Source organism: Streptomyces xanthii (assembly GCF_014621695.1).
Classification (GTDB): domain Bacteria; phylum Actinomycetota; class Actinomycetes; order Streptomycetales; family Streptomycetaceae; genus Streptomyces; species Streptomyces xanthii.
Genome location: NZ_CP061281.1, coordinates 7,167,826 through 7,190,936 on the forward strand (window position 1 = coordinate 7,167,826; position 23,111 = coordinate 7,190,936).

Below are 23,111 nucleotides of genomic sequence, written 5' to 3' on the forward strand. Positions count from 1 at the left end.
GATGAAACTTTCATGTCAGCGGGAGGGTGTGTCAACCGTCCCGGCCGTGCCGTCGGGGACCGTTCCGTGACAGGAAAATCTGACGGTGCATCAGAAAAGCTCTTCCGTCCGCCGGTTCGCTGCGGCATCCTGCGCCCATGCAGACGGAGCTGAGCAAACGACTGGGCATCGAACACGCTGTCTTCGGGTTCACCCCGTTCCCGGCGGTGGCCGCCGCCATCAGCCGCGCCGGAGGTTTCGGCGTGCTCGGCGCGGTCCGCTACACGGCGCCCGACGAACTCAAACGCGACCTGGACTGGCTCGACGCGCACGCCGACGGACGCCCCTACGGACTCGACGTCGTCATGCCCGCGAAGAAGGTCGAGGGCGTCACCGAGGCCGACGTCGAGGCCATGATCCCCGAGACGCACCGGGAGTTCGTCCGCGAGACGCTCGCCCGGCACGGCGTCCCCGAACTCGCCGAGGGCGAGGCGTCCGGCTGGCGCATCACCGGCTGGATGGAACAGGTGGCCCGCAGCCAGCTCGACGTGGCCTTCGACTACCCGATCAAACTCCTCGCCAACGCGCTCGGTTCACCCCCGGCCGACGTCATCGCCCGCGCCCACGAGCACGACGTCCTCGTCGCCGCGCTCGCCGGCAGCGCCCGGCACGCCCGCAAGCACGCCGAGGCGGGCATCGACATCGTCGTCGCCCAGGGCTACGAGGCCGGCGGCCACACCGGCGAGATCGCCTCCATGGTCCTCACGCCCGAGGCCGTCGAGGCGGTCGCCCCGCTGCCCGTGCTCGCCGCCGGCGGCATCGGCAGCGGACAGCAGGTCGCGGCGGCGCTCACCCTCGGCGCGCAGGGCGTGTGGCTCGGCTCGGTCTGGCTCACGACGACCGAGGCCGACCTCCACTCCGCCGCGCTCACCCGCAAACTGCTCGCCGCCGGATCGGGGGACACGGTGCGGTCGCGGGCGCTCACGGGGAAGCCGGCGCGGCAGCTGCGCACGGAGTGGACCGACGCGTGGGACGACCCGGCCGGGCCCGGGACGCTCCCCATGCCGCTGCAGGGGCTGCTCGTCGCCGAGGCGGTCTCCCGGATCCAGAAGTACGAGGTCGAGCCGCTGCTCGGGACGCCGGTCGGGCAGATCGTGGGCCGTATGAACGAGGAGCGCAGCGTTCAGGCTGTTTTCGACGATCTGACCCGGGGTTTCGAGGCTGCCGTCAACCGGCTGAACCGGATCGCGGGGAGGTGACTCCGGTCTCGTCGCCGAGTGCGGCCCGGTGGGGGCTGGTCGCGCAGTTCCCCGCGCCCCTGAAACGCAGACCCTTCGGGTCGCATTTCCCCGACAGGTGAGCGCCCGATGGAGATGCGCACGAAGTGCGCATCTCCAGGGGCTCGGGGCTGTGTCTGTGAGCGGCTCCGCCGCGGGGCGCGACCAGCCCCCACTCACCCGCACTCGGCGACGAGACCGCCACCACCACCTCACCGAGAAGCCGTGCCCCCGATTCAGAAGGGATCAACCCCATGTCCGACCCGACCGCGAAACAACCCAACGGCTTCTGGGCCCAGGCCGCACAGGATCCCGCCCGCCCCGCGCTGATCGCCCCGGATGGCACCGAATGGACCGCCGGCGACCTCCACGCCGCCACCAACCGCCTCGTCCACGGCCTCCGCGCCGCCGGAATGGAGCGCGGCGACGCCTTCGCCGTAGTCCTCCCCAACGGCGTCGAGTTCTTCACCGCCTACCTCGCGGCGGCCCAGGCCGGCTTCTACCTCGTCCCGGTCAACCACCACCTCGTCGGCCCCGAGATCGCCTGGATCGTCGCCGACTCCGGCGCCAAGGTCCTCATCGCCCACGAACGCTTCGCCGAACAGGCCCGCGCCGCCGCAGACGAGGCGAAGCTCCCGCCCACGCACCGCTACGCCGTGGGCGGCGCCGTCGACACGTTCCGCCCGTACGCCGAACTCCTCGACGGACAGAGCGAGCAGCCGCCCGCCGACCGCACCCTCGGCTGGGTCATGAACTACACCTCGGGCACCACGGGCCGCCCCCGCGGCATCCGCCGCCCGCTGTCCGGCAAGCTCCCCGAGGAGTCGTACCTCGGCGGCTTCCTCGGCATCTTCGGCGTCAAGCCCTTCGACGACAACGTCCACCTGGTCTGCTCGCCGCTCTACCACACGGCCGTGCTCCAGTTCGCGGGCGCGTCGCTGCACATCGGGCACACCCTCGTCCTCATGGACAAGTGGACGCCCGAGGAGATGCTCCGCCTCATCGACACCCACCGGTGCACGCACACGCACATGGTGCCGACCCAGTTCCACCGCCTGCTCGCACTGCCGCAGGACGTGAAGGACCGCTACGACGTGTCGTCCATGCGGCACGCGATCCACGGCGCCGCGCCCTGCCCCGACCACGTCAAGCGCGCCATGATCGACTGGTGGGGCGGCTGTGTCGAGGAGTACTACGCGGCGAGCGAGGGCGGCGGCGCGTTCGCCACCGCCGAGGACTGGCTCAAGAAGCCCGGCACGGTCGGCAAGGCCTGGCCCATCAGCGAACTGGCCGTCTTCGACGACGACGGCAACCGGCTGCCCCCGGGCGAACTCGGCACCGTCTACATGAAGATGAGCACCGGCGGATTCGCGTACCACAAGGACGAGGGCAAGACCCGCAAGAACCGCATCGGCGACTTCTTCACCGTCGGCGACCTGGGCGTCCTGGACGAGGACGGCTACCTCTTCCTGCGCGACCGCAAGATCGACATGATCATCTCGGGCGGCGTGAACATCTACCCCGCCGAGATCGAGTCCGAGCTCCTCGCCCACCCCGCCGTCGCCGACGCCGCCGCCTTCGGTATCCCGCACGACGACTGGGGCGAGGAGGTCAAGGCCGTCGTCGAGGTCGCCGACGGCTACACGGCGGGGGAGCCCCTGGCCACGGAGATCCTCGCCCACTGCGAGCGGCGGCTCGCGGGCTACAAGCGGCCCAAGACCGTCGACTTCATCGAGACGATGCCCCGCGACCCGAACGGCAAGCTGTACAAGCGCCGGCTGCGCGACCCGTACTGGGAGGGCCGCACCCGGGCCGTCTGAACCGTCCGGTTCCACGGGTGAGGGGGAGGCCGGCCGGCCTCCCCCTCACCCGTCACCGAGCCGTCGGAACGGTTCAGCCGCGCACCCGTACCACCCGCAGCGCGGGTGAACGCAGGATGTCCTTCTCGCAGAAGCGCTCCGTGACCCACTTCCCGCCCGAGAACAGCCGGGTCTGGTCACGGGAGTGCGCCGACGCCGCGTTCGACGACTGGCCGTACGTCAGGAGCGTACGGGCCACCGGGCAGCGGCCGCCGTCCCAGCCCACGGCCTGGATGTAGCTCGAGCCGTGCACGACCTCCGTGTAGCCGCCGCCGGCCGGGTCCCACACGGGCTCGACCTTGTTCCACACGCCCAGCGACTCCGTGCCGCCGTGCACCGGGATCCGCTCCCCGCCGCGCACCACGAACTGGTTGCCGCCGAGCTCCCCGTCCAACGGGAGGCCCGCGCCGCGCAGTTCGGCGACCGCGTCCGCGAGCGCCGTCGCGAACCCGGGCGCCTGTGTGTTCAGCGTGTTCGGCGTGCGGACCGGGTCGGCCGCGTCGAAGGGCACCTTCCACAGCTGCGCGGCCGGCACCTTCGCCGTCAGCTTGCGCCAGAACCGGTCGAAGAGCAGCGCCCCGCGGCTGTCCGTCCGCATCGTGCGGTCCCACCTGGCCAGCACCCGGCACGCCTCCGAGGCGTCGACCGCCTTGCCGTCACTGCCCGTCGCCGTGCCGCCCGGCAGCGCCGCGCAGGCCGCCGCCGTGTCCGCCGCCGCCAGATCACCCGCCGGCACCCGGTCCGCGAACTGCTGGCGCTGGAGGTCCGCCACCGTCAGCTTCCCGCGCCCGGCCATCGCCGCGACGTCCTCGACCGCGCCCCTGGTCCGCATCGAGCGCGGCGTGCCGACCGTGCCGAAGACCCGCTCGTACCCGGTCAGCGGCCGGTCCGCGTTGGCCAGCCAGGCGCTGTCGTTGGAGTTCTCGGCGTACGGCGCGTCCTTCAGGACCGGCATGCGGGACGGACCGAAGATGCCGGGCTGCACCGCGTCCGCGTCCTTGCCGAGCGCGCAGTCCCCGCGCGACCCGTCGAGCACCGCGACCCCGGAAGCCGGATACGTGACCTTGCCGAGCGGCGTCGAGCAGCGCGCCGCCAGGTCGTCGGTGATGCGCGGCAGCACCTGCGACTGCGTGAACAGGGAGTGCCCCGCGGAGTCCGCCGCGATCGTGTTGACCCACGGGATGCCCTGGGTGCGGCGCAGCGCGCGCAGCACGTCGTCCGTGGAGCGGGCCTTGCTGAAGCCGAGCGCGGTGTCCGAGGCCCGCAGGTTCAGCGCGTTCGGGTCGTTCAGCGCGTACGCCGTCGTCGCCGTCCAGGGCAGCGGCAGACCCGCGCCCATCGAGGTGACCACCGGGCCGTAGCGCGTCCACCACTGGGTGCGGGTGACGTCCGGGCCGCCCTTGACGGGCACCGTGACCGTCCGGCGCGTCATCCGTTCCCGCTTGCCGTCGACCATGTACGCGGTCGGGTCGGCCGGGTCGAGGGTGAGCTGGTGGAGGTTGAGGGTGACGCCCGTGGCGACGGTGTGGCTCCAGGCGAGGTGCGCGTTGTGGCCGATGGAGATGCCCGTCGTGCCGAGCAGCGAGCCGCCCATCACGTTCAGCTCGCCCGGGATCGTCTGCTGCGACTGCCAGAAGCGGCGGCCGCCCTGCCACGGGTAGTGCGGGTTGCCGAGCAGCAGGCCGCGCCCGTTCGCCGTCGTGTCCCCGCTGAACGCCACCGCGTTCGAGCCCATGTCCGCGTCGTCCTGGGCGAACAACTCGCGGGCCGCGTCGGCGAGTTCCTCCTTGTCCGGGGACTGCGGGGCCGCGGCCCCTGCCGCCGGCGGCTGCGCGGCCGTGATGCCGTCGACGCCGCGGCCCTGCCCGCCCAGCACGGATATCGCGAACCCGCGCGCGGCCACGTCCAGCGTCGTCACCGGCTCGACCCAGTCGGCGCCCTTGCACGCCGGGTCCGTGACCGGGTGGTCGCGCAGCCAGGCGTTGTACCCGGCGGCCCAGCCGCGCATCGCGTCCTTGACGTCCTGGCTCGGGCCCGCCGGGGCCGGGGTGGCCAGCAGCTTCTCCACGGTGCGGGTGTCGCGGACCCCGCGGAAGTACAGGTCGCTCGCCAGGTTCGTGGTCGCCGACGACAGCGAGCCGTCCGGTGCCGCGTCCGCCCCGAACCGGCGCGCACGCTCGCCGCGCACCGTCACGAACCCGTCGGCGAGCGTGCACACCTGGTCGGCGGCCTGGGCCCACCCGGTGCCGAACCCGAGGTTCGCGTAGTCCTTCGCGACGATGTGCGGAATCCCGTACTCGGTGTACCGGATGGTGGCGGACAGTCCGCCGCCGTGCGGGTGATCCGCGCGGCCGGCCTGCGCGGAGGGCGCCGCGGCCGTGCTGCCGAGCACGGTCAGCAGGGTGATCCCGACGGCCGCAAGGGACCGTCCTCTCGGGCGGGTGCGCATCGTGCTCCCAACTGGAGGGGAAACAGGGGCGGTTGAGCGTACCAACGGGTATGTCGGCTGCGGAGGCCCTTGCACACACCTCTTGACCCGGCGCTGCGCACCGCTGAGGATCACGCCATGACGAGCTCACCGGCAGCAGAGGCAACGGGCAGCACGGTCGACGGCGTGCTGCGGCGCAGCGCCCGCCGCACCCCGGCACGGGTCGCCCTGCGCTACGGACCGCGCTCCTGGACGTACGAGGAACTGGACGACGCGGTCTCGCGCGCGGCCGGGGTGCTGCGCGGCCTGGGCCTGTCCGCCGGCGACCGGGTCGGTGCCTACGGGCACAACTCGGACGCCTACCTGATCGGCTTCCTCGCCTGCGCGCGGGCCGGCCTCGTGCACGTGCCGGTCAACCAGAACCTGACCGGCGACGACCTCGCCTACCTCGTCCGGCAGTCCGGCAGCACCCTCGTCCTGACCGACCCCGACCTCGCCCGCCACCTGCCCGACGGCACCGACACCCTGGCCCTGCGCGACGCCGACGACTCGCTGCTCGCCCGGCTGCCCGCTGCGGCGCCCCACGACGGTCCGGCGCCGCACGCCGACGACCTCGTCCAGCTCCTCTACACCTCCGGCACGACCGCCCTGCCCAAGGGCGCCCGCATGACGCACCGGGCGCTGGTGCACGAGTACGTCAGCGCGATCCACGCCCTCGACCTCAGGGCGACGGACCGGCCGGTGCACGCGCTGCCGCTCTACCACTCGGCCCAGATGCACGTGTTCCTGCTGCCCTACCTCGCGGTCGGCGCGACGAACACGCTGCTCGACGCGCCCGCCCCCGGGCCGGTCCTCGACCTCGTCGAGGCGGGGGAGGCCGACAGTCTCTTCGCGCCCCCGACCGTGTGGATCGCCCTGTCCCAGGACCCCGGCTTCGCCACCCGCGACCTCGGCGCCCTGCGCAAGGCGTACTACGGCGCCTCGATCATGCCCGTGCCCGTCCTGGAGCGGCTGCGCGAACGGCTGCCCTCGCTCGCCTTCTACAACTGCTTCGGGCAGAGCGAGATCGGGCCGCTCGCCACCGTCCTCGGCCCCGACGAGCACGAGGGCCGGATGGACTCGTGCGGCCGCCCGGTGCTGTTCGTCGAGGCGAAGATCGTCGACGAGGACGGCAAGGACGTGCCCGACGGCACGCCCGGCGAGGTCGTCTACCGCTCGCCGCAGCTGTGCGACGGCTACTGGGACAAGCCCGAGGAGACCGAACAGGCCTTCCGTGACGGCTGGTTCCGCTCCGGCGACCTCGCCGTGCGGGACGCCGAGGGCTACTTCACCGTCGTCGACCGGGTCAAGGACGTCATCAACTCCGGCGGCGTCCTGGTCGCCTCCCGACAGGTCGAGGACGCGCTCTACACCCACCCAGCCGTCGCGGAGACGGCCGTCGTCGGTCTGCCGGACGAGCGCTGGATCGAGGCCGTGACCGCCGTCGTGGTGCGCGGCGGAGAAGTCACTGAGGCCGAACTCCTCGCCCATGCCCGCGAGAAGCTCGCCCACTTCAAGGCGCCGAAGCGCGTCGTCTTCGTCGACGAACTCCCGCGCAACGCGAGCGGCAAGATCCTCAAGCGCGAACTGCGGGACCGCTTCGCGCAGGACTGATCCGGCCGCTCACGCGGCGGCCCCCGGCACGGGTACCGCCCGGCACCGTGCGCACCGGCAGGCGGGAGCGCACGGCGGCGGGGAGCCCAAGGGCCGGTGTCGCAGGAGTGTGCCCGCGCGTGCCGTGAGGTGGCCCGTCAGCCGGGTCCTGTGCGGCGCCGGTGTCTCGCCGTCCCGCTGGGGCCGAGGGGTGCGCGGGTGAGTGCGGCGGCCGGTGGCTCCGAGGGTTCGGCGGTGTGGCTGTCGGCGGGTGCGGCTTGGTGCGGCGTGGTGTCGCGTCAGCCCGGGTCGGGTCGCTGTCTCGCCGCTTCGGCGGGGCAGCCGGGCCGTGGTCGCCCGGCCCGGCTCTCGGCCCGGTGGCCTCACGCGCCGCGCAGGTCCATGATGCGCTTGATCTTGCCGACCGAGCGCTCCAGGGTCTCGGGGTCGACGATCTCCACGCAGACCGTCACGCCGACGCCGTCCTTCATGCCCGCCGCGATGGCCCGCGCCGCTGCCTCCCGCTCGTCCGGGGTCGCGTCCGGGCGGGCCTCCGCGCGGATCGTCAGGGCGTCCATGCGGCCCTCGCGGGTCAGCTTCAGCTGGAAGTGCGGGGCGACGGCCGGGGTGCGCAGCACGATCTCCTCGACCTGGGTCGGGAACAGGTTCACCCCGCGCAGGATCACCATGTCGTCGCTGCGGCCCGTGATCTTCTCCATGCGGCGGAACGCGGGCCGCGCCGTGCCGGGAAGGAGCCGGGTCAGGTCCCGGGTCCGGTAGCGGATCACCGGCATCGCCTGCTTGGTGAGCGACGTGAAGACCAGCTCGCCCTGCTCCCCGTCGGGCAGCACCTCGCCCGTGATCGGGTCGACGATCTCGGGGAGGAAGTGGTCCTCCCAGATGTGCAGCCCGTCCTTGGTCTCCACGCACTCCTGCGAGACGCCCGGGCCCATGACCTCGGACAGACCGTAGATGTCGACGGCGTCGATCCCGGCCCGCTCCTCGATCTCGCGCCGCATCTCCTCCGTCCACGGCTCCGCGCCGAAGATCCCGACGCGCAGCGAGGAGGCGCGCGGGTCCACGCCCTGCCGCTCGAACTCGTCGAGCAGCGTCAGCATGTACGACGGCGTGACCATGATGATCTCGGGCTTGAGGTCCTGGATGAGCCGTACCTGCCGCGAGGTCATCCCGCCCGACGCCGGGATGACGGTGCAGCCGAGCCGCTCGGCTCCGTAGTGCGCGCCGAGACCGCCCGTGAACAGGCCGTACCCGTACGCCACGTGCACCGTGTCCCCGGGGCGGCCCCCGGCCGCGCGGATCGCCCGCGCCACCAGGTCCGCCCACGTGTCGAGGTCGTCCTGCGTGTATCCCACGACGGTCGGCAGGCCCGTCGTGCCGCTGGAGGCGTGCAGCCGGCGCACGTCCGAGCGGTCCACGGCGAACATCCCGAACGGATAGTTGTCCCGCAGGTCCGTCTTGGTGGTGAACGGGAAGCGGGCCAGGTCCGCGAGGGAGGCGCAGTCCTGCGGGCGGACCCCGGCCTTGTCGAAGGCGTCGCGGTAGAACGGCACCCGCTCGTAGACACGGGCCAGGGTCTCCCGCAGCCGCTCCAGCTGCAGCGCCCGCAGCTCGGGCAGGCCCATCAGCTCGCCCGCGTCCCAGCCCTGCGTGTTCGAAGCCCTCGACGTCATCGTCCGCACTCCCGAAGTCCCGACCGATCATTCGGTTGATCTGCTGACGTCAGTAATTCAAGCCGGGACCGCCCACGTCAAGAGATACGGGCCCGCGGGTTGTCCTTCGCCTCCAGGACGTACGGGGTGGTCGTGCCCAGCACGGCGAAGCCGAGGCGCTCCAGGATCGGCCGGCTGTACGGCGAGGCGTCGACATGCACGTACCGGAAGCCGCGCTCGGCGGCGATGCGGGTCCGGAACGCCACCAAAGAGCGGTAGATCCCGCGCCCGCGCCAGGCCGGCACCGTGCCGCCGCCCCACAGGCTCACGAAGTCCGTGCCCGGGTGCAGCTCGAGCCGGGCGGCGCTCACCGGCTCGTCCCCGGCCAGCGCGACCACCGCGGCGACCGTGCCCGGATCCTGGGCCAGCTGGCTGCGCAGCAGCTGTCCGATGACCGAGCGGCCGCCCTCGAAGGCCTGGTCGTGGACCTTCTCGACGAGCGCGACGTCCGCCTCCTCGGTCACCGGCAGCAGGCGGATCCCGTCCGGCGGCGGCACGTCGAGCGGCAGCGCCGCCGTCTCGGCGACGAGCAGCGCCTCGCGCTCCTCGGCCGTGAACCCGGCCGCCGTCAGGCGTGCGGGCAGATCGGCGGGCCGGTCGTGCCCGTACGTCTTCCACTCGACGTCACGCCCGGCCGCGCCGAAGAAGCGGACCTGCTCCGCGATCGCCGCGTCGGCGCTCTCCTCGTCGAGGTCCGACCAGAGGACCGCGCTCCAGCCGCCCTCGGGGCCCAGCTGGCGCACGACGCCGCCGGTCCGCTCGATCACGGCGCCCGCCTCGTCGGGCCGCGCCTCGCGCCGCATCTGCCGGTCGTACAGCTTCAGTACCGCTTCGGAATCCATGCGGTCACCCCAGCACCGCCGTGATGCCGGGGCAACCGGATTAACCCGCGCTAGCCGGCCGCCGACTCCGCCGCCACCGTGCGCGCCCAGCGGTAGTCCGCCTTGCCGCTGGGGGAGCGCTGGATGCGGTCCGTCACGACGAGCTGGCGGGGGATCTTGTACCCGGCCAGATGGGTGCGGCAGTGCGTCTGGAGCGAGTCCAGGGTCAGCTCCGGGGCGCCGTCGCGCAGCTGCACCACGGCCGCGACGTGGTTGCCCCACTTCGGGTCCGGGACGCCGGCGACCAGCGCGTCGTAGATGTCCGGGTGCGACTTGAGGGCCTGCTCGACCTCTTCCGGATAGACCTTCTCGCCCCCGGTGTTGATGCACTGCGAGCCCCGGCCCAGGACCGTGACGATGCCCTCCTCGTCCACGGTCGCCATGTCGCCGAGCAGCACCCAGCGCGCCCCGTCGTACTCGAAGAACGTCTCGGCGGTCTTCTTCGGGTCGTTGTAGTAGCCGAGCGGCACATGGCCGCGCTGCGCGAGCCGGCCCACCTCGCCGACCTCGACCGGTCGGTGCGTCGCCGGATCCACCACCTGGGTACGGGCGTTGACCCGCAGCCGGAAACCCTGGCCCGCGCCCGAGCCGTCGGTCGCCGTGCCGTTGAACCCGGACTCGGACGAGCCGAAGTTGTTCAGAAGCATCACGTTCGGCACCAGCGCCTGGAACGCCGCGCGCACCGAGTCCGACATGATCGCGCCGGACGACGAGACGCTGAACATCGACGAGCAGTCGGTGCCCTTCAGCGGGCCGCTGAGCGCGTCGATCAGCGGACGCAGCATCGCGTCGCCCACCAGCGACATGCTGGTGACCTTCTCCTTCTCGACCGTGCGCAGCACTTCCTCCGGCGCGAACTTGCGGTGGATCACGATGCGCTGGCCGAAGTTGAAACCGATGAACGCGGTGAGCGTCGACGTGCCGTGCATGAGGGGCGGCGTCGGGAAGAACGTGATGCCGTCACCGCCCGCCGCGACCCGCTCGGCGAGCTCCTCCGGCCGCGCCACCGGCTCCCCGGTCGGCGCGCCGCCCCCGAGCCCCGAGAAGAACAGGTCCTCCTGGCGCCACATCACGCCCTTCGGCATGCCCGTGGTGCCGCCCGTGTAGATGATGAACTGGTCGTCCGCCGAGCGTGGCCCGAACCCGCGCTCCGGCGAACCGGCCGCCTCCGCCTCCGTGAAGTCCACGGCCTTGAGCGGCGGCGCGGCCGGATCCGGGGTCCCCACCCGGACCAGGTGCCGCAGCTTCTCAGTCCGCGGCAGCGCCGCCGCCACCCGCTCGGTGAACTCGGCGTCGAAGACCAGCGCCGCCAGATCGGCGTCGCGGTAGAGATAGACCAGCTCCTCCTCCACGTACCGGTAGTTGACGTTCACCGGCACGACGCGCGCCTTCAGGCAGGCGAGCACGGTCTGGAGGTACTCGACCCCGTTGTAGAGGTGGAGCCCCAGGTGCTCGCCGGGCCGGACGCCGCTGTCGACGAGGTGGTGTGCGAGGCGGTTGGCCGCCGCGTCCAGCTCCGCGTACGTCAGCCGGCGCTCCGCCCCGGTGCCCGGGTGATCGACATAGACGAGCGCCTCGCGGTCAGGGACCACGTCGACGACCGACTCGAACAGGTCGGCAAGGTTGTACTCCACCGCTCCTCCTGACCGTGGCACCGTCTCGTGTGCCGGTCATCACAGCAGAGTCGGCAGGAAGGCGGAAGAGGCCGCGGCAAGAAATCTGACTACCTGTCAGAAAACTCTTGTGCCCGTCCGCCCCCTCCTGCAACCTGTTCTCGTTCCGAGGGCTACGGGACTTCGGGGCTCCGGCCGACTGGAGGGCAGCCATGGGCGGTACCGAACATCTCGACGTACGGCGTGAGGGCGCGACGCTCGTCCTCACGCTCAACCGGCCGGAGGCGAAGAACGCCCTGTCCCTGCCGATGCTCGTCGGCCTCTACGACGGCTGGCTGGAGGCGGACGCCGACGACGCGATCCGCTCCGTCGTGCTCACCGGGGCCGGCGGCGCGTTCTGCGCCGGCATGGACCTCAAGGCCCTCGCCGGCAAGGGCATGGACGGACAGCAGTACAGAGACCGCATGAAGGCCGACCCCGACCTGCACTGGAAGGCGATGCTGCGCCATCACCGGCCGCGCAAGCCGGTGATCGCGGCGGTCGAGGGGGCCTGTGTCGCGGGCGGCACGGAGATTCTCCAGGGCACGGACATCCGGGTCGCGGGGGAGTCGGCGATGTTCGGGCTCTTCGAGGTCAAGCGCGGGCTGTTCCCGATCGGCGGCTCCACGGTCCGGCTGCCCCGGCAGATCCCGCGCACGCACGCGCTGGAGATGCTGCTCACGGGCCGGCCCTATTCGGCGGCGGAGGCGGCGGCCATCGGGCTCGTCGGGAGCGTCGTGCCCGACGGCACGGCGCTCGACGCGGCGCTGGCCCTGGCCGAGCGGGTCAACGCGTGCGGGCCGCTCGCCGTCGAGGCCGTGAAGGCCTCCGTGTACGAGACCGCGGAGCTGTCCGAGTCGGACGGGCTAGCCGCGGAGCTCAAGCGTGGGTGGCCCATCTTCGACACGGCCGACGCGAAGGAGGGGGCTCGCGCCTTCGCGGAGCACCGCCCCGCCGTTTTCCGTCGCGAGTAGCCCGGCCGTCCGCCCGGTGGGGGCTGATCGCGCAGTTCCCCGCGCCCCTGAAATGCATGCCCTTCGGGCGCATTTCCCCGACACAGGTGCGGGCCGGCCTTTTCGCGGAGAAAGGCGCGGCGAAGCCGCTGCCTTTCAGGGGCGCGGGGAACTGCGCGACCAGCCCCCACGGGCCGCACCCGGCGACGAGACAGCGAACCCCGCAGACGGGGGACCCGACCCGAACCGAAGGAGACCCGCGCCATGACGACAGCCCCCCGCCCAGACATACTCCGGGCACCCCTGATCGTGGAGTTCCCGTTCACCCGCTCCCTGGGCCCCGTCCAGAGCGCCTTCCTCACCGGACTCCGGAACAAGGTCACCCTCGGCGTCCGCACCCCGACCGGCAAGGTCCTCGTACCGCCCGTCGAGTACGACCCGGACACCGCCGAGGAGCTCCGCGACCTCGTCGAGGTCGGCGCCACCGGCACCGTCACCACCTGGGCGTGGAACCACGAGCCGCGCCGCGGCCAGCCCCTCGACACCCCCTTCGCCTGGGTCCTCGTCAAGCTCGACGGCGCCGACACCGCCCTGCTGCACGCCCTCGACGTACCCGGTCCGGAGGCGGTCCGCACCGGGCAGCGCGTCCGCGTCCGCTGGGCGGCCGAGCGCGAGGGCGTCATCACCGACATCGCCTGCTTCGAACCGGACGACAGCACCACGGAACCGGCTCAAGCCGCTCCGCACCAGGGCGAGTTCGGCGACATGGTCACCGGAATCGTCACCCCGGCCCGGCTCGACTACGAGTACAGCCCCGGCGGCGCCCAGACCCGGTACATCAACGCCCTCGCGGACCGCCGCACCGTCGGCGAACGATGCCCCTCCTGCCGCAAGGTCTACGTCCCGCCCCGCGGCGCCTGCCCCACCTGCGGCGTCGCCACGACGGAACAGGTCGAGGTCGGCCCGGCCGGCACCGTCACCACGTACTGCATCGTCAACATCAAGGCGAAGAACCTCGACATCGAAGTGCCGTACGTCTACGCGCACATCGCACTCGACGGCGCCGACCTCGCCCTGCACGGCCGCATCGCCGGGATCCCCTACGACCAGGTGCGCATGGGGCTGCGCGTCGAACCGGTCTGGACGGAGGGCGGGCGCTACCCCGACCACTACCGGCCGACCGGCGAACCCGACGCCGACTACGACACGTACAAGGAGCTGATCTGAGATGCGGCCGCCGATCCGGGACATCGCCGTCGTCGCCTTCGCGCAGAGCGACCACCGGCGCACCACCGACGAGGTGTCGGAGGTGGAGATGCTGATGCCCGTGCTGCACCAGGTCCTCGACGCCACCGGCCTGAGGACCAGCGACATCGGGTTCACCTGCTCGGGATCCAGCGACTACCTCGCGGGCCGCGCCTTCTCGTTCACGATGGCGCTCGACGGCGTCGGCGCCTGGCCGCCGATCTCCGAGTCGCACGTCGAGATGGACGGCGCCTGGGCCCTGTACGAGGCGTGGACCAAGCTGCTCACCGGCGAGGCCGACACCGCCCTCGTCTACTCCTACGGCAAGTCCTCGCCCGGCTCCGTGCGCGACGTGCTCACCCGCCAGCTCGACCCCTACTACGTGGCCCCGCTGTGGCCCGACTCCGTCGCCCTCGCCGCCCTTCAGGCACAGGCCCTCGTCGACGCCGGAGAGACCGACGAGAAGGCCCTCGCCGGGGTTGCCGCCCGCAGCCGCACCGCCGCCGCGACCAACGCGCACGCCCAACTGCGCGGCCCCGGCGTCCCGCAGGGCGACTACGTCGTCCAGCCGCTGCGCACCGGCGACTGCCCGCCCGTCGGCGACGGCGCGGCCGCCGTGATCCTCGCCGCCGGCGACCGCGCCCGCGAACTGTGCGAGCGGCCCGCCTGGATCCGCGGCATCGACCACCGCATCGAGGCCCACTCCCTGGGCGTCCGCGACCTCACCGACTCGCCCTCCACCCGGCTCGCCGCCGAACACGCCGGAGCCTTCGAACGACCGGTGGACACCGCCGAGTTGCACGCCCCCTTCACCTCGCAGGAGGTCGTCCTGCGCAAGGCGCTGCGGCTCGGCGACGACGTCGACGTCAACCCGTCCGGCGGCGCCCTCGCCGCCAACCCCGTCATGGCCGCGGGCCTCATCCGCATCGGCGAGGCCGCCGCCCGCATCCACCGCGGCGAGGCGCGGCGTGCCCTCGCCCACGCCACCTCCGGGCCCTGCCTCCAGCAGAACCTGGTCGCCGTACTCGAAGCTTCCGAAGGATCCGAAGGAGCGACCCGATGACCAGCACGGCACACAAGGAACCGGTCGCGGTCGTCGGCATCGGCCAGACCAAGCACGTCGCCGCCCGCCGCGACGTCTCCCTCGCCGGACTCGTCCGCGAAGCCGCCCGACGCGCCCTCGACGACGCCGAGTTGACCTGGGCCGACATCGACGCCGTCGTCATCGGCAAGGCGCCCGACTTCTTCGAGGGCGTCATGATGCCGGAGCTGTACCTCGCCGACGCGCTCGGCGCCGTCGGCAAGCCCATGCTCCGCGTCCACACCGCCGGTTCCGTCGGCGGCTCGACCGCGCTCGTCGCCTCGAACCTGATCGCGGGCCGCGTCCACGGCACCGTCCTCACCCTCGCCTTCGAGAAGCAGTCCGAGTCCAACGCCATGTGGGGACTCTCCCTGCCGATCCCCTTCCAGCAGCCGCTCCTCGCAGGCGCCGGCGGCTTCTTCGCCCCGCACGTCCGCGCCTACATGCGGCGCACCGGCGCCCCCGACACCGTCGGCTCCCTCGTCGCCTACAAGGACCGCCGCAACGCCCTCAAGAACCCCTACGCCCATCTCCACGAGCACGACATCACCTTGGAGAAGGTGCAGTCCGCGCCCATGCTCTGGGACCCCATCCGCTACTCCGAGACCTGCCCGTCCTCCGACGGCGCCTGCGCGATGATCCTCACCGACCGCGCCGGAGCGGCCCGCGCCCCGCGCCCGCCCGCCTGGCTGCACGGCGGCGCCATGCGCAGCGAACCGACCCTGTTCGCGGGCAAGGACTTCGTGTCGCCGCAGGCCGGCAAGGACTGCGCCGCCGACGTGTACCGGCAGGCGGGCATCGCCGACCCGCGCCGTGAGATCGACGCCGTCGAGATGTACGTGCCGTTCTCCTGGTACGAGCCGATGTGGCTGGAGAACCTCGGCTTCGCCGCCGAGGGCGAAGGCTGGAAACTCACCGAATCGGGTGTCACGGAGCTCGACGGGGACCTCCCCGTCAACATGTCGGGCGGTGTCCTCTCCACGAATCCGATCGGCGCCTCCGGCATGATCCGCTTCGCCGAGGCGGCGCTCCAGGTCCGCGGCCAGGCCGGGGAACACCAGGTGGACGGGGCCCGCAAGGTCCTCGGGCACGCCTACGGCGGCGGCGCGCAGTTCTTCTCCATGTGGCTCGTCGGCGCGGAGCCGCCCACGAGCTGAACACCGCCGCGCCTCGCGGCCTGTGCGGGGCCCGGCCCGGTCGCTACGCTGGCGCACGGACGACGAACCGGGAGGAGCACGGACGTGGCCGAGAGCACCATCGACCAGCACCCGCTCGCGGGGTGGGACAAGCCGGATCTGGACCTGAGCGCGGCGGACTGGCGGTCCAGCAGCAACGGCAGGGGCGACGTCCAGATCGCCTTCGTCGAGGGATTCGTCGCGATGCGCAACAGCGGCAGCCCGCAGAGCCCCTCGCTGATCTTCACCCCCGCCGAGTGGGGTGCGTTCGTGCACGGCGCCCGCGAGGGCGAGTTCGACCTGACGTAGCCCGTCGTCCGCGGGTCCCGCACCGATTTCCCTCCGACACGTGACCTTCGGCCCTGTCCTGCGGCGCGCGCATGCGAAACCCTGGCCGCAGGAACAGCCGGTCTAACAGGGCACGGACACCGTGCCCGGTGTCGGAGGCGAAACCAGCCATGAGCACGCCGCACGCCCAGCCCGTAGTCGCCGCGGTCGACGGATCCGACGACAGCCGCAGAGCCCTCGACTGGGCCCTCGCCGAGGCGTCCCGGCGCGGCACGGCGCTGCGCGTCCTGCACGTGCGGCAGTACGCGCCGGCCGTGCAGCCCGGGGTGCTCGTCGCCGGGGGCGAGTCCCCCGAGCGCGAGGACCGGGTGCTGGAAGCCGTCCGCACCTCGCTCGCGGCGCGCGGCGGCGAACTGCCGCCCGTCGAGTACGTCAGCCGTGAAGGCCTCCCGGCCGCACTGCTGCCCGAGGAGAGCGCGCGGGCCCAGCTGCTCGTCCTCGGCTCGCGCGGACGCGGCGGCTTCGCCAGCCTGCTGCTCGGGTCGAACGGGGTCGCGACGGCCCGGGACGCCGACTGCCCCGTGGTCGTGGTGCCCCGGCCGGGCCGCCGGATCGACTCCGAGACGCCGCTGCCGGCCGGTCCGCGCGTCGTCGTCGGACTGCAGACCGACGACCCCGACGAGACGGCCCTCGCCTTCGCCTTCGCCCACGCCTCCCGCACCGGTGCGCGGCTCCACGTCGTCGCCGCGTACCCCTGGCCCGTACTGGCCTGGAGCGCGTTCGGCGACTTCACGCCGACGGTCCAGGACCAGAAGGCGGCCGAGCGGGAGACGCTGGACCTCGCCAATGACGCGCTCGTGGAACAGCGGAAGTCTCACCCTGAAGTAGAGGTCGAGCTGTACGTGGCGCCCGGCGACGCGGCGGGGCATCTCGTCGACGCCTCCCGCGAGGCGGAACTGGTCGTCGTGGGCCGGCACCGCCGCCGCCTCACCCGCCCCGCGCCGATGCTCGGCTCGGTCACGCACGCGGTGCTGCTGCACGCGGCGAGCCCGGTGGCGGTGGTGCCCCCGGCGCCGGAGGGGGACGAACCCGCCTGAGCCGGTCCGGCGAGCACCCGGTCGACGGCCGGTTCAGCCGTCCGCGGTGCCGCCACCCATGATCGGGCGGGACCGGGGCGGCGCGGGGTGTTCAGTGGGCGGCGTGGGGGGCCGCGCCGCGCGTGAGGGCGCCGGTCGTGCACGCTCGACCGAGCCCGGCCGCGGAACGCCGGCTCGCCTGTGGGGATCTCAGCGCAGGACCACGCATCCGCGCCCGGTCAGCTCGTCGAGCAGGCCGGGCGCGACGCGTACGTCGTTCCAGCGCAGGTCGAGCTTCTCCAGCGCGGGGAGCTCCGTGATCCAGGCGGGCAGTTCGCGCAGCCGGTTGGCACGCAGGTCCAGGCGGCGCAGTCGCGGCAGCGCGCGCAGGGGCTCGGGCACGTGCGCGAACGCGTTGTCCCGCAGCTCCAGCTCGCGCAGTTCCGTCAGGTCGCGCGCCGAATCCGGGAGAGCGGTCAGGGCGTTGCCGCGCAGCCACAGTTCGCGCAGCGCGGACAGGCCGCCGATCCCGTCGGGCAGCGCCGTCAGCCGGTTGTCCTGGGCGCGCAGCTCGACCAGGCCGGTCATCGCGGCGAGGGCCGGCGGCAGCGCGGTCAGCCGGTTCTCCCCGACGTTCAGATACGCCAGCCGGCCGAGCGCCCCCAGCGTGTCCGGCAGCTCCGTGAGGCGGTTGTCGTGCAGGTACAGGAAACGCGTCAGCTCCGGCAGCGTGCCGATCCGCGCGGGCACCGACGTCAGCAAGTTGTGGCCGAGGTCGATCGTGTGCAGCCGGGTGAGGTCGCCGATCCGTTCGGAGACCGCGGTCAGACGGTTGTCCGCCAGGAGCAGCACCTCCGTCTCCGGGTGGCGCCACACCTCGTCCGGCACGGAGTCCAGACCGGCCCGCCAGTAGTTCAGCACCTTCGGCACCGCTCCGCTCGCGGCCATCTCAGCCCTCGCCCCCACCCGCCGCCCGTCTAATGGTCGGCGCGGAATTTATCATTAGCGCGGGTCCTATGATGGCCGCATGCCAGACAACGGCGCCGCCCCCGACCGCACCCGGCTCGCCCTCGACCTCACCCTCACCGTCCGTCACGACGGCCACGGTGGCGTCGCCGACGACCTCACCACGCCCGACGGACTGACCGCCTGGGTCCGCGAGCGCGCCGACGCGCTCCCCGCCGGCACCGGCTTCCGCGCCGACGAACCGGCCCTCGAGCGGGTACGTGACCTGCGCGCCGCCGTCCGGGCCCTCTTCGCCCGCGCCGTGCGCCCGGGAGAGCCGAGCCCCGCCGACGCCCGCCGCCTGCTCCCCGTGCCCGAGGCGCTCGCCCGGCTGAACGCGGCCGCCGCCCTGTGCCCCGTCGTCCCGGTGCTGACCTGGGACACCGCCGACGACGCGACACCCCTCGTACAGGAGCGCGCGGCGCAGGACGCACCGCCCGCCGACCTCCTCGTCGCCGCGCTCGCCCGCGCCGCGACCGCCTTCCTGGCGAGCGAGGACCGGACCCGGCTGCGGGCCTGCCACGCCCCGCGCTGCGTGCGCTACTTCCTCAAGGAGCACCCGCGCCAGGAGTGGTGCAAGCCCTCCTGCGGCAACCGCGCCCGGGTCGCCCGCCACCACGAGCGGCACAACTCCCGCACGGGACGGGCACCTCACAGCGAGTGAACCCCGACACGGGGCGAGCCGCCGAGTCGACGTACGATGGACCGCATGTCCTTCCTCCGCCGCCGCGCAGCGACCCCCGCGGGCCCCGACTTCGACGTCCTGGCCATGGACCCGGGTGACTGGCCGGGCAATCTCGGGGCCGGCCTGCTGCCCGCCCCCGACGGCTCCTGCCAGGGCGTGTTCCTGCGCTACGACCTGTTCGGCGGCCGCGGCCCCGCGATGATCATCGGCAACCTGCCCGAGGGCTCCCCGGCCCGGGACACCGCCGAGGGCGAGATCCCCTTCGAGGTGGCCCAGCTCCTGATCGCGCTGGAGAACGACGAGGAGGTCACCGTCACCGACGTCGAGGACGTCCCCGTGATGCAGGGCGACAACCTCCTCATCGTGCGCCGCCTGAAGCTGTCGGAGACCCGCATCTCCTGCGTCCAGTTCGACCGCAGCGACAACGTGCTGGTGACGATCGCCTCCTGGGACCGCCCCATCACCGACGACCTGTACGCGCTGCTCAAGCCGCTGCCCGCGGAGCTCTTCCAGCAGGGCTGAGCCCAGCTCCCACGGCACACGACCGGGCCCGGCCCGCCTCCACGGCGGACCGGGCCCGGATCGTTCTCCCGCCGAGCCGGACGGTCAGGACTCCGTCGACGGCAGCACCCGCACGTCTGCCGCCCGCACGAACGCGACCCGGTGGCCGAACTGGATCTCGTAGTACACGTCCTCACCCCGCACCACCCGGTGCGACGACGTGTCGAACGTCGGCGAGTAGAAGTACTCGCCCGTCGTCCGCCCGCCGACCACGTACCGCTGCCCCGCGAGCAGCTTGTACGGCAGGGGCGAGACGGCCTGCGGGGTCATGCCCGCCGGGTACGCCGCCTTCTCCGGGTACGCGCGCCCGTACACCGGGATGTCCGAGGCCCCGTCCTTCGGCGTGATCACCAGACCCTTGGCGCTCACCGCGGCCGGCTGCTCCGCCGGGTCGTGGAACCAGGCCTTCTGGCCCAGGTACCAGATCGCCGTCCAGTCGCCCTCGCGCCCCGCGACCGCGTACTGCTGACCCGTCGAGGCACGGGACGCCATGTCGTTGACGCCCGTCGTCGAGTCCTGGCCGCCGGGGCGCAGCCCGATGTCCTTGACCAGCGGGGCGTCCTCGCTCGGCGCCGTGTACAGCCGCACCGCGCTCGACCCGTGCGGCGCGCACGGCTCACCGGCCTTGGTGCAGCCCGTGTACACCGGCTGGTTCTCGGCGAACCGCGGGTCGATCGTCACCAGGCCGCCGTTCGGACCGGCCGTGGGGTGGAACGGCTTGCCGAGCAGCGCGAAGTAGTGCGCCCAGTCCCAGTACGGACCCGGGTCCGTGTGCATCTGCGGGATCGTCCCGCCCGTCGGGCCCGGCACCGTGTCGTGACCGAGGATGTGCTGCCGGTCCAGCGGGATGTCGTACCGCTTCGACAGGTACTTCACCAGCCGCGCCGACGAGCGGTACATCGCCTCCGTGTACCAGGAGTCGGGCTGCGCGAGGAAACCCTCGTGCTCCAGGCCCACCGACTTCGCGTTCACGTACCAGTTGCCCGCGTGCCAGCCGACGTCCTTCGCCTTGACCGACTGCACGATGTGCCCGTCCGTCGAACGCAGCGAGTAGTGCCAGGCCAGATACGTCTTGTCCTGCACCAGCTTCAGCGTCTGCTCCCACGTCGCCTCCGTGTCGTGGATGACGATGTAGTCGATGCTCTGGTCCTTCGGGCGGTCCGCGAGGTCGTGGTTGCCGTAGTCGCCGTCGCCGAACTCCTCGCAGGGCGCCGGGATCCACTCGCAGGACACCGTGCGCGGGCACTCGGCCCCGTCGGCGTCCGCCTTGCGCAGGCCCGCCCGGGTCAGCTGCGCGGGCTCCGGCCGCGCCGCCGGGTCCGCGGCGAGCGTCAGGTCCTGGCCCGCGTCGTTCGTGCGCCGCTCACCGTCGCGGATCACCGCGAACACGTCGTCCGCGTACGTCGCCGCGCTCGCCGCGTCGTCCGCTCCGGAGAACGTGGCGACCGCGCCGAACCAGTCGGACGGCTTCCCGCCGAGCGGCTCGCCGAGCCGCTTCTGCGCGGCCGCGAGCAGCGCCGCGCCGCCCCGCACGTTCGCCGCGGGATCGCTGCGGAGTTCCTCCGCCGGGATCCCCGACACCTCCGACGCCCGGACCAGCGTGGTGAGCCGGGCCGGCAGTTCGCCGCCGTCCGGCAGCGCCGGCGTCGCCTCCAGCGGGGCGCGCGAGTCGTCGCCGCGGGCGTCGCCCTCGGCATGGTCGTAGCGCACCGTGCGGGCCAGCGCCGTGCGCGCGTCCGTCAGATGCATGGGGCCGTAGCCGCCGGAGACGCTCGGCGCGCCCGCGTGCGTGTCCCAGCGCGACTGCAGATAGGAGACGCCGAGCAGCACGCTCTGCGGCACGTGGTACTCGGCCGCGGCCGCCGCGAACGCGCTCTGCAGCTTCTGGTCCGCCGCGGCCGGCGCCCCTGCATCCTGCGGCGGCGCCGCCCCGAGCAGCGGGAGCAGCAGCCCCGCCGTCGCGAGCGTGCCCGCCGCCCTGACGCGCGCAACACGGCCGGTGAGAGAACGGGGAGAACGATGCAACGGTGCCTCCTGGGAATGACGGAGCCGGGATGGTGCGCGATGCGTGCGGGGCCGATCGAGGTCAGTGGTATCGGCTCCCCGACGATCCGTCAATCATCCGACGGGCAACGGAGATTCCAGGGATTTCCCATGTCAGCGGGCGTGTGGCGGGCGGCGTCGGACGGGTTTTACGCGCGGTGGTGCGGCCGCCTGCGGCGCGTCAGTGGAGTGGACCAATGGGAGGACCAAGGGGCGGGTCAGGTGAGGGGCAGGGGGAGGACGACGAAAAGGATCCGCGGTGCGCCGGCCTTCGCCCGGCGCACCGCGGATCCTCGTCCCCCGTCAGCGCGTGCCGACGGCCGCACGCACCGCCTTCCGCGCCATGTTGCAGTCGTCGTGCAGCCGGCGCAGCAGCAGCCGCTGCTCCTCACCGGACGGCACGGCACCGGCCGGGGCCTGGCCGGGCGCCGACGCGGGCTGCTCCTGCAACGAGCGCTGCACGGCCGTCTCGTAGGTACGGATCTCCCGGGTCAGGACGAGCATCAGGTTGACCAGGAAGGCGTCCCGGGCCGCCGGACCGCCGGACTGCGCGAGCTGGCTGATCTGCCGGCGCGCCACCGGGGCGTCACCGAGGACCGCCCACAGCGTCGCCAGGTCGTAGCCCGGCAGGTACCAGCCCGCGTGCTCCCAGTCCACCAGCACCGGACCGGCGGGGGACAGCAGCACGTTCGACAGCAGGGCGTCGCCGTGACAGAACTGGCCCATGCCCCCGCGGCCCGAGGTGTGCGCGATCCCGTGCAGGAGCTTCTGCAGGTCGCCCATGTCCCGGTCGGTCAGCAGACCGAGGTCATGGAACCGGTTGATCCGCTCCGCGTAGTCCAGGGGCGCCCCGAACGTGCCGGCCGGGGGCCGCCACTGGTTCAGCCGGCAGATCGCGCCGAGCGCGGCCCGCACGTCCGCCCGCGGCGGTGCCTCGACCGGGTGGCGCTGCAGAGCCGCAGGCCGGCCGGGCATCCGCTCGATCACCAGCGTCCCGTTGTCGGGGTCCGCGGCGATGAGCCGCGGCACCCGCACCGGGGGCCGGTGCCGGACGAACGAACGGTATGCGGCTATTTCGTGCCGGACCCGCTCGGCCCACGCGGGGGAGTGGTCGACTAAACACTTCGCGACCGCGGTGCTGCGTCCGGTCGTGCCGACGAGCAGCACGGAGCGCTGGCTGCGGCGCAGTACCTGGACCGGATGGAACTCCGGGCAGATGCGGTGCACGGAGGCGATCGCCGCACGCAGCCGGTCGCCCTGAGGGCCGGACAAGTCGAGTCTCCCGCTGAGCGGTTGGGTACCCGCCCCCGGGGCGCGACGCGGCCGGCCGATGCCGTTGAGCGTCGGGGCCGCGGGCCGCGCGGGGTCGAGGTACGGGCCGCTGCCCGCCACCGCCGGGCGGGCGGAGCGCAGCGGCCGGGGCGGGGCGGACACGGAGGACGATGCTGCGTACATGGGCGAAACAGATCCCTTCGTGTGCCGATGAGTTGCCGCGCCGCCCCACCCGGCCCCTTCGGAACACCCTGGGGAATGCCCTGCGGTGACCGGGTCGGGGTGGCGC

General features: G+C 72.9%; 18 protein-coding genes. 11 read left to right on the top strand and 7 right to left on the bottom strand.

Going from position 1 to position 23,111, the window contains the following annotated elements:
* The first annotated feature begins 137 nt into the window (after positions 1-137).
* Together IAG42_RS32500 and IAG42_RS32505 are read left to right on the top strand one after the other, a co-directional pair.
* On the top strand, positions 138-1,238 hold the full coding sequence (locus IAG42_RS32500; protein WP_188340526.1) for an NAD(P)H-dependent flavin oxidoreductase: 1,101 nt from the start codon (positions 138-140) through the stop codon (positions 1,236-1,238).
* 272 nt (positions 1,239-1,510) lie between these two features.
* Complete coding sequence (locus IAG42_RS32505; protein WP_188340527.1) at positions 1,511-3,076, top strand: acyl-CoA synthetase; 1,566 nt, start codon at positions 1,511-1,513, stop codon at positions 3,074-3,076.
* Between the two features lie 73 nt (positions 3,077-3,149).
* Here the strand turns inward: IAG42_RS32505 and IAG42_RS32510 are convergent, their stop codons facing one another.
* A complete protein-coding gene (locus IAG42_RS32510; RefSeq protein ID WP_188340528.1) occupies positions 3,150-5,564 on the bottom strand; it encodes a penicillin acylase family protein in 2,415 nt (804 codons plus the stop codon).
* Positions 5,565-5,681: 117 nt separating this feature from the next.
* Between IAG42_RS32510 and IAG42_RS32515 the strand changes: the two genes are divergently transcribed.
* Positions 5,682-7,196 (top strand): acyl-CoA synthetase, encoded by a 1,515-nt coding sequence (locus IAG42_RS32515; protein ID WP_188340529.1) that lies wholly within the window; start codon positions 5,682-5,684, stop codon positions 7,194-7,196.
* 362 nt (positions 7,197-7,558) lie between these two features.
* Here the strand turns inward: IAG42_RS32515 and paaK are convergent, their stop codons facing one another.
* From paaK to IAG42_RS32530, 3 genes are all read right to left on the bottom strand, one after another.
* The gene (paaK, locus tag IAG42_RS32520; RefSeq protein WP_188340530.1) at positions 7,559-8,866 is read right to left on the bottom strand and encodes a phenylacetate--CoA ligase PaaK; all 1,308 of its coding nucleotides are present in this window, start codon (positions 8,864-8,866) and stop codon (positions 7,559-7,561) included.
* Positions 8,867-8,943: 77 nt separating this feature from the next.
* The gene (locus IAG42_RS32525) at positions 8,944-9,747 is read right to left on the bottom strand and encodes a GNAT family N-acetyltransferase (protein ID WP_188340531.1); all 804 of its coding nucleotides are present in this window, start codon (positions 9,745-9,747) and stop codon (positions 8,944-8,946) included.
* A gap of 50 nt (positions 9,748-9,797) precedes the next feature.
* Positions 9,798-11,420, bottom strand: coding sequence for an acyl-CoA synthetase (locus IAG42_RS32530; protein ID WP_188340532.1), 1,623 nt, complete (start codon positions 11,418-11,420; stop codon positions 9,798-9,800).
* Positions 11,421-11,611: 191 nt separating this feature from the next.
* Between IAG42_RS32530 and IAG42_RS32535 the strand changes: the two genes are divergently transcribed.
* The 6 genes from IAG42_RS32535 to IAG42_RS32560 all read left to right on the top strand — a co-directional run bounded on the left by IAG42_RS32535 (position 11,612) and on the right by IAG42_RS32560 (position 17,277).
* Positions 11,612-12,412, top strand: a complete 801-nt coding sequence (locus IAG42_RS32535; protein WP_188340533.1) for a crotonase/enoyl-CoA hydratase family protein — start codon at positions 11,612-11,614, stop codon at positions 12,410-12,412.
* A 243-nt stretch (positions 12,413-12,655) separates the two neighbouring features.
* Entirely contained in the window at positions 12,656-13,618 is a 963-nt protein-coding gene (locus IAG42_RS32540; RefSeq protein WP_188340534.1) for a Zn-ribbon domain-containing OB-fold protein, read from the top strand.
* Between the two features lies 1 nt (position 13,619).
* Complete coding sequence (locus tag IAG42_RS32545) at positions 13,620-14,699, top strand: thiolase domain-containing protein (RefSeq protein ID WP_188340535.1); 1,080 nt, start codon at positions 13,620-13,622, stop codon at positions 14,697-14,699.
* The gene (locus IAG42_RS32550; protein WP_188340536.1) at positions 14,696-15,874 is read left to right on the top strand and encodes a thiolase domain-containing protein; all 1,179 of its coding nucleotides are present in this window, start codon (positions 14,696-14,698) and stop codon (positions 15,872-15,874) included. Before IAG42_RS32545 ends, IAG42_RS32550 begins: the two co-directional genes overlap by 4 nt.
* An 84-nt stretch (positions 15,875-15,958) precedes the next feature.
* Positions 15,959-16,201 (top strand): DUF397 domain-containing protein, encoded by a 243-nt coding sequence (locus tag IAG42_RS32555; RefSeq protein WP_188340537.1) that lies wholly within the window; start codon positions 15,959-15,961, stop codon positions 16,199-16,201.
* Between the two features lie 149 nt (positions 16,202-16,350).
* Positions 16,351-17,277, top strand: a complete 927-nt coding sequence (locus IAG42_RS32560; protein WP_188340538.1) for a universal stress protein — start codon at positions 16,351-16,353, stop codon at positions 17,275-17,277.
* 189 nt (positions 17,278-17,466) lie between these two features.
* Here IAG42_RS32560 and IAG42_RS32565 read toward each other — a convergent pair whose 3' ends face one another.
* A complete protein-coding gene (locus IAG42_RS32565) occupies positions 17,467-18,204 on the bottom strand; it encodes a leucine-rich repeat domain-containing protein (protein ID WP_223206249.1) in 738 nt (245 codons plus the stop codon).
* Between the two features lie 79 nt (positions 18,205-18,283).
* On the opposite strand from IAG42_RS32565, the gene IAG42_RS32570 reads away from it, so the two are divergent.
* Both IAG42_RS32570 and IAG42_RS32575 read left to right on the top strand, forming a co-directional pair.
* Positions 18,284-18,925, top strand: a complete 642-nt coding sequence (locus IAG42_RS32570; protein ID WP_188340539.1) for a CGNR zinc finger domain-containing protein — start codon at positions 18,284-18,286, stop codon at positions 18,923-18,925.
* A gap of 45 nt (positions 18,926-18,970) precedes the next feature.
* Positions 18,971-19,468: a hypothetical protein gene (locus tag IAG42_RS32575; RefSeq protein ID WP_188340540.1), complete on the top strand. Its 498-nt coding sequence runs from the start codon at positions 18,971-18,973 to the stop codon at positions 19,466-19,468.
* 84 nt (positions 19,469-19,552) lie between these two features.
* Here the strand turns inward: IAG42_RS32575 and IAG42_RS32580 are convergent, their stop codons facing one another.
* Both IAG42_RS32580 and IAG42_RS32585 read right to left on the bottom strand, forming a co-directional pair.
* The gene (locus IAG42_RS32580; protein ID WP_188340541.1) at positions 19,553-21,532 is read right to left on the bottom strand and encodes an N-acetylmuramoyl-L-alanine amidase; all 1,980 of its coding nucleotides are present in this window, start codon (positions 21,530-21,532) and stop codon (positions 19,553-19,555) included.
* A gap of 321 nt (positions 21,533-21,853) precedes the next feature.
* A complete protein-coding gene (locus IAG42_RS32585; protein ID WP_188340542.1) occupies positions 21,854-23,005 on the bottom strand; it encodes an aminoglycoside phosphotransferase family protein in 1,152 nt (383 codons plus the stop codon).
* Between the last annotated feature and the right edge of the window lie 106 nt (positions 23,006-23,111).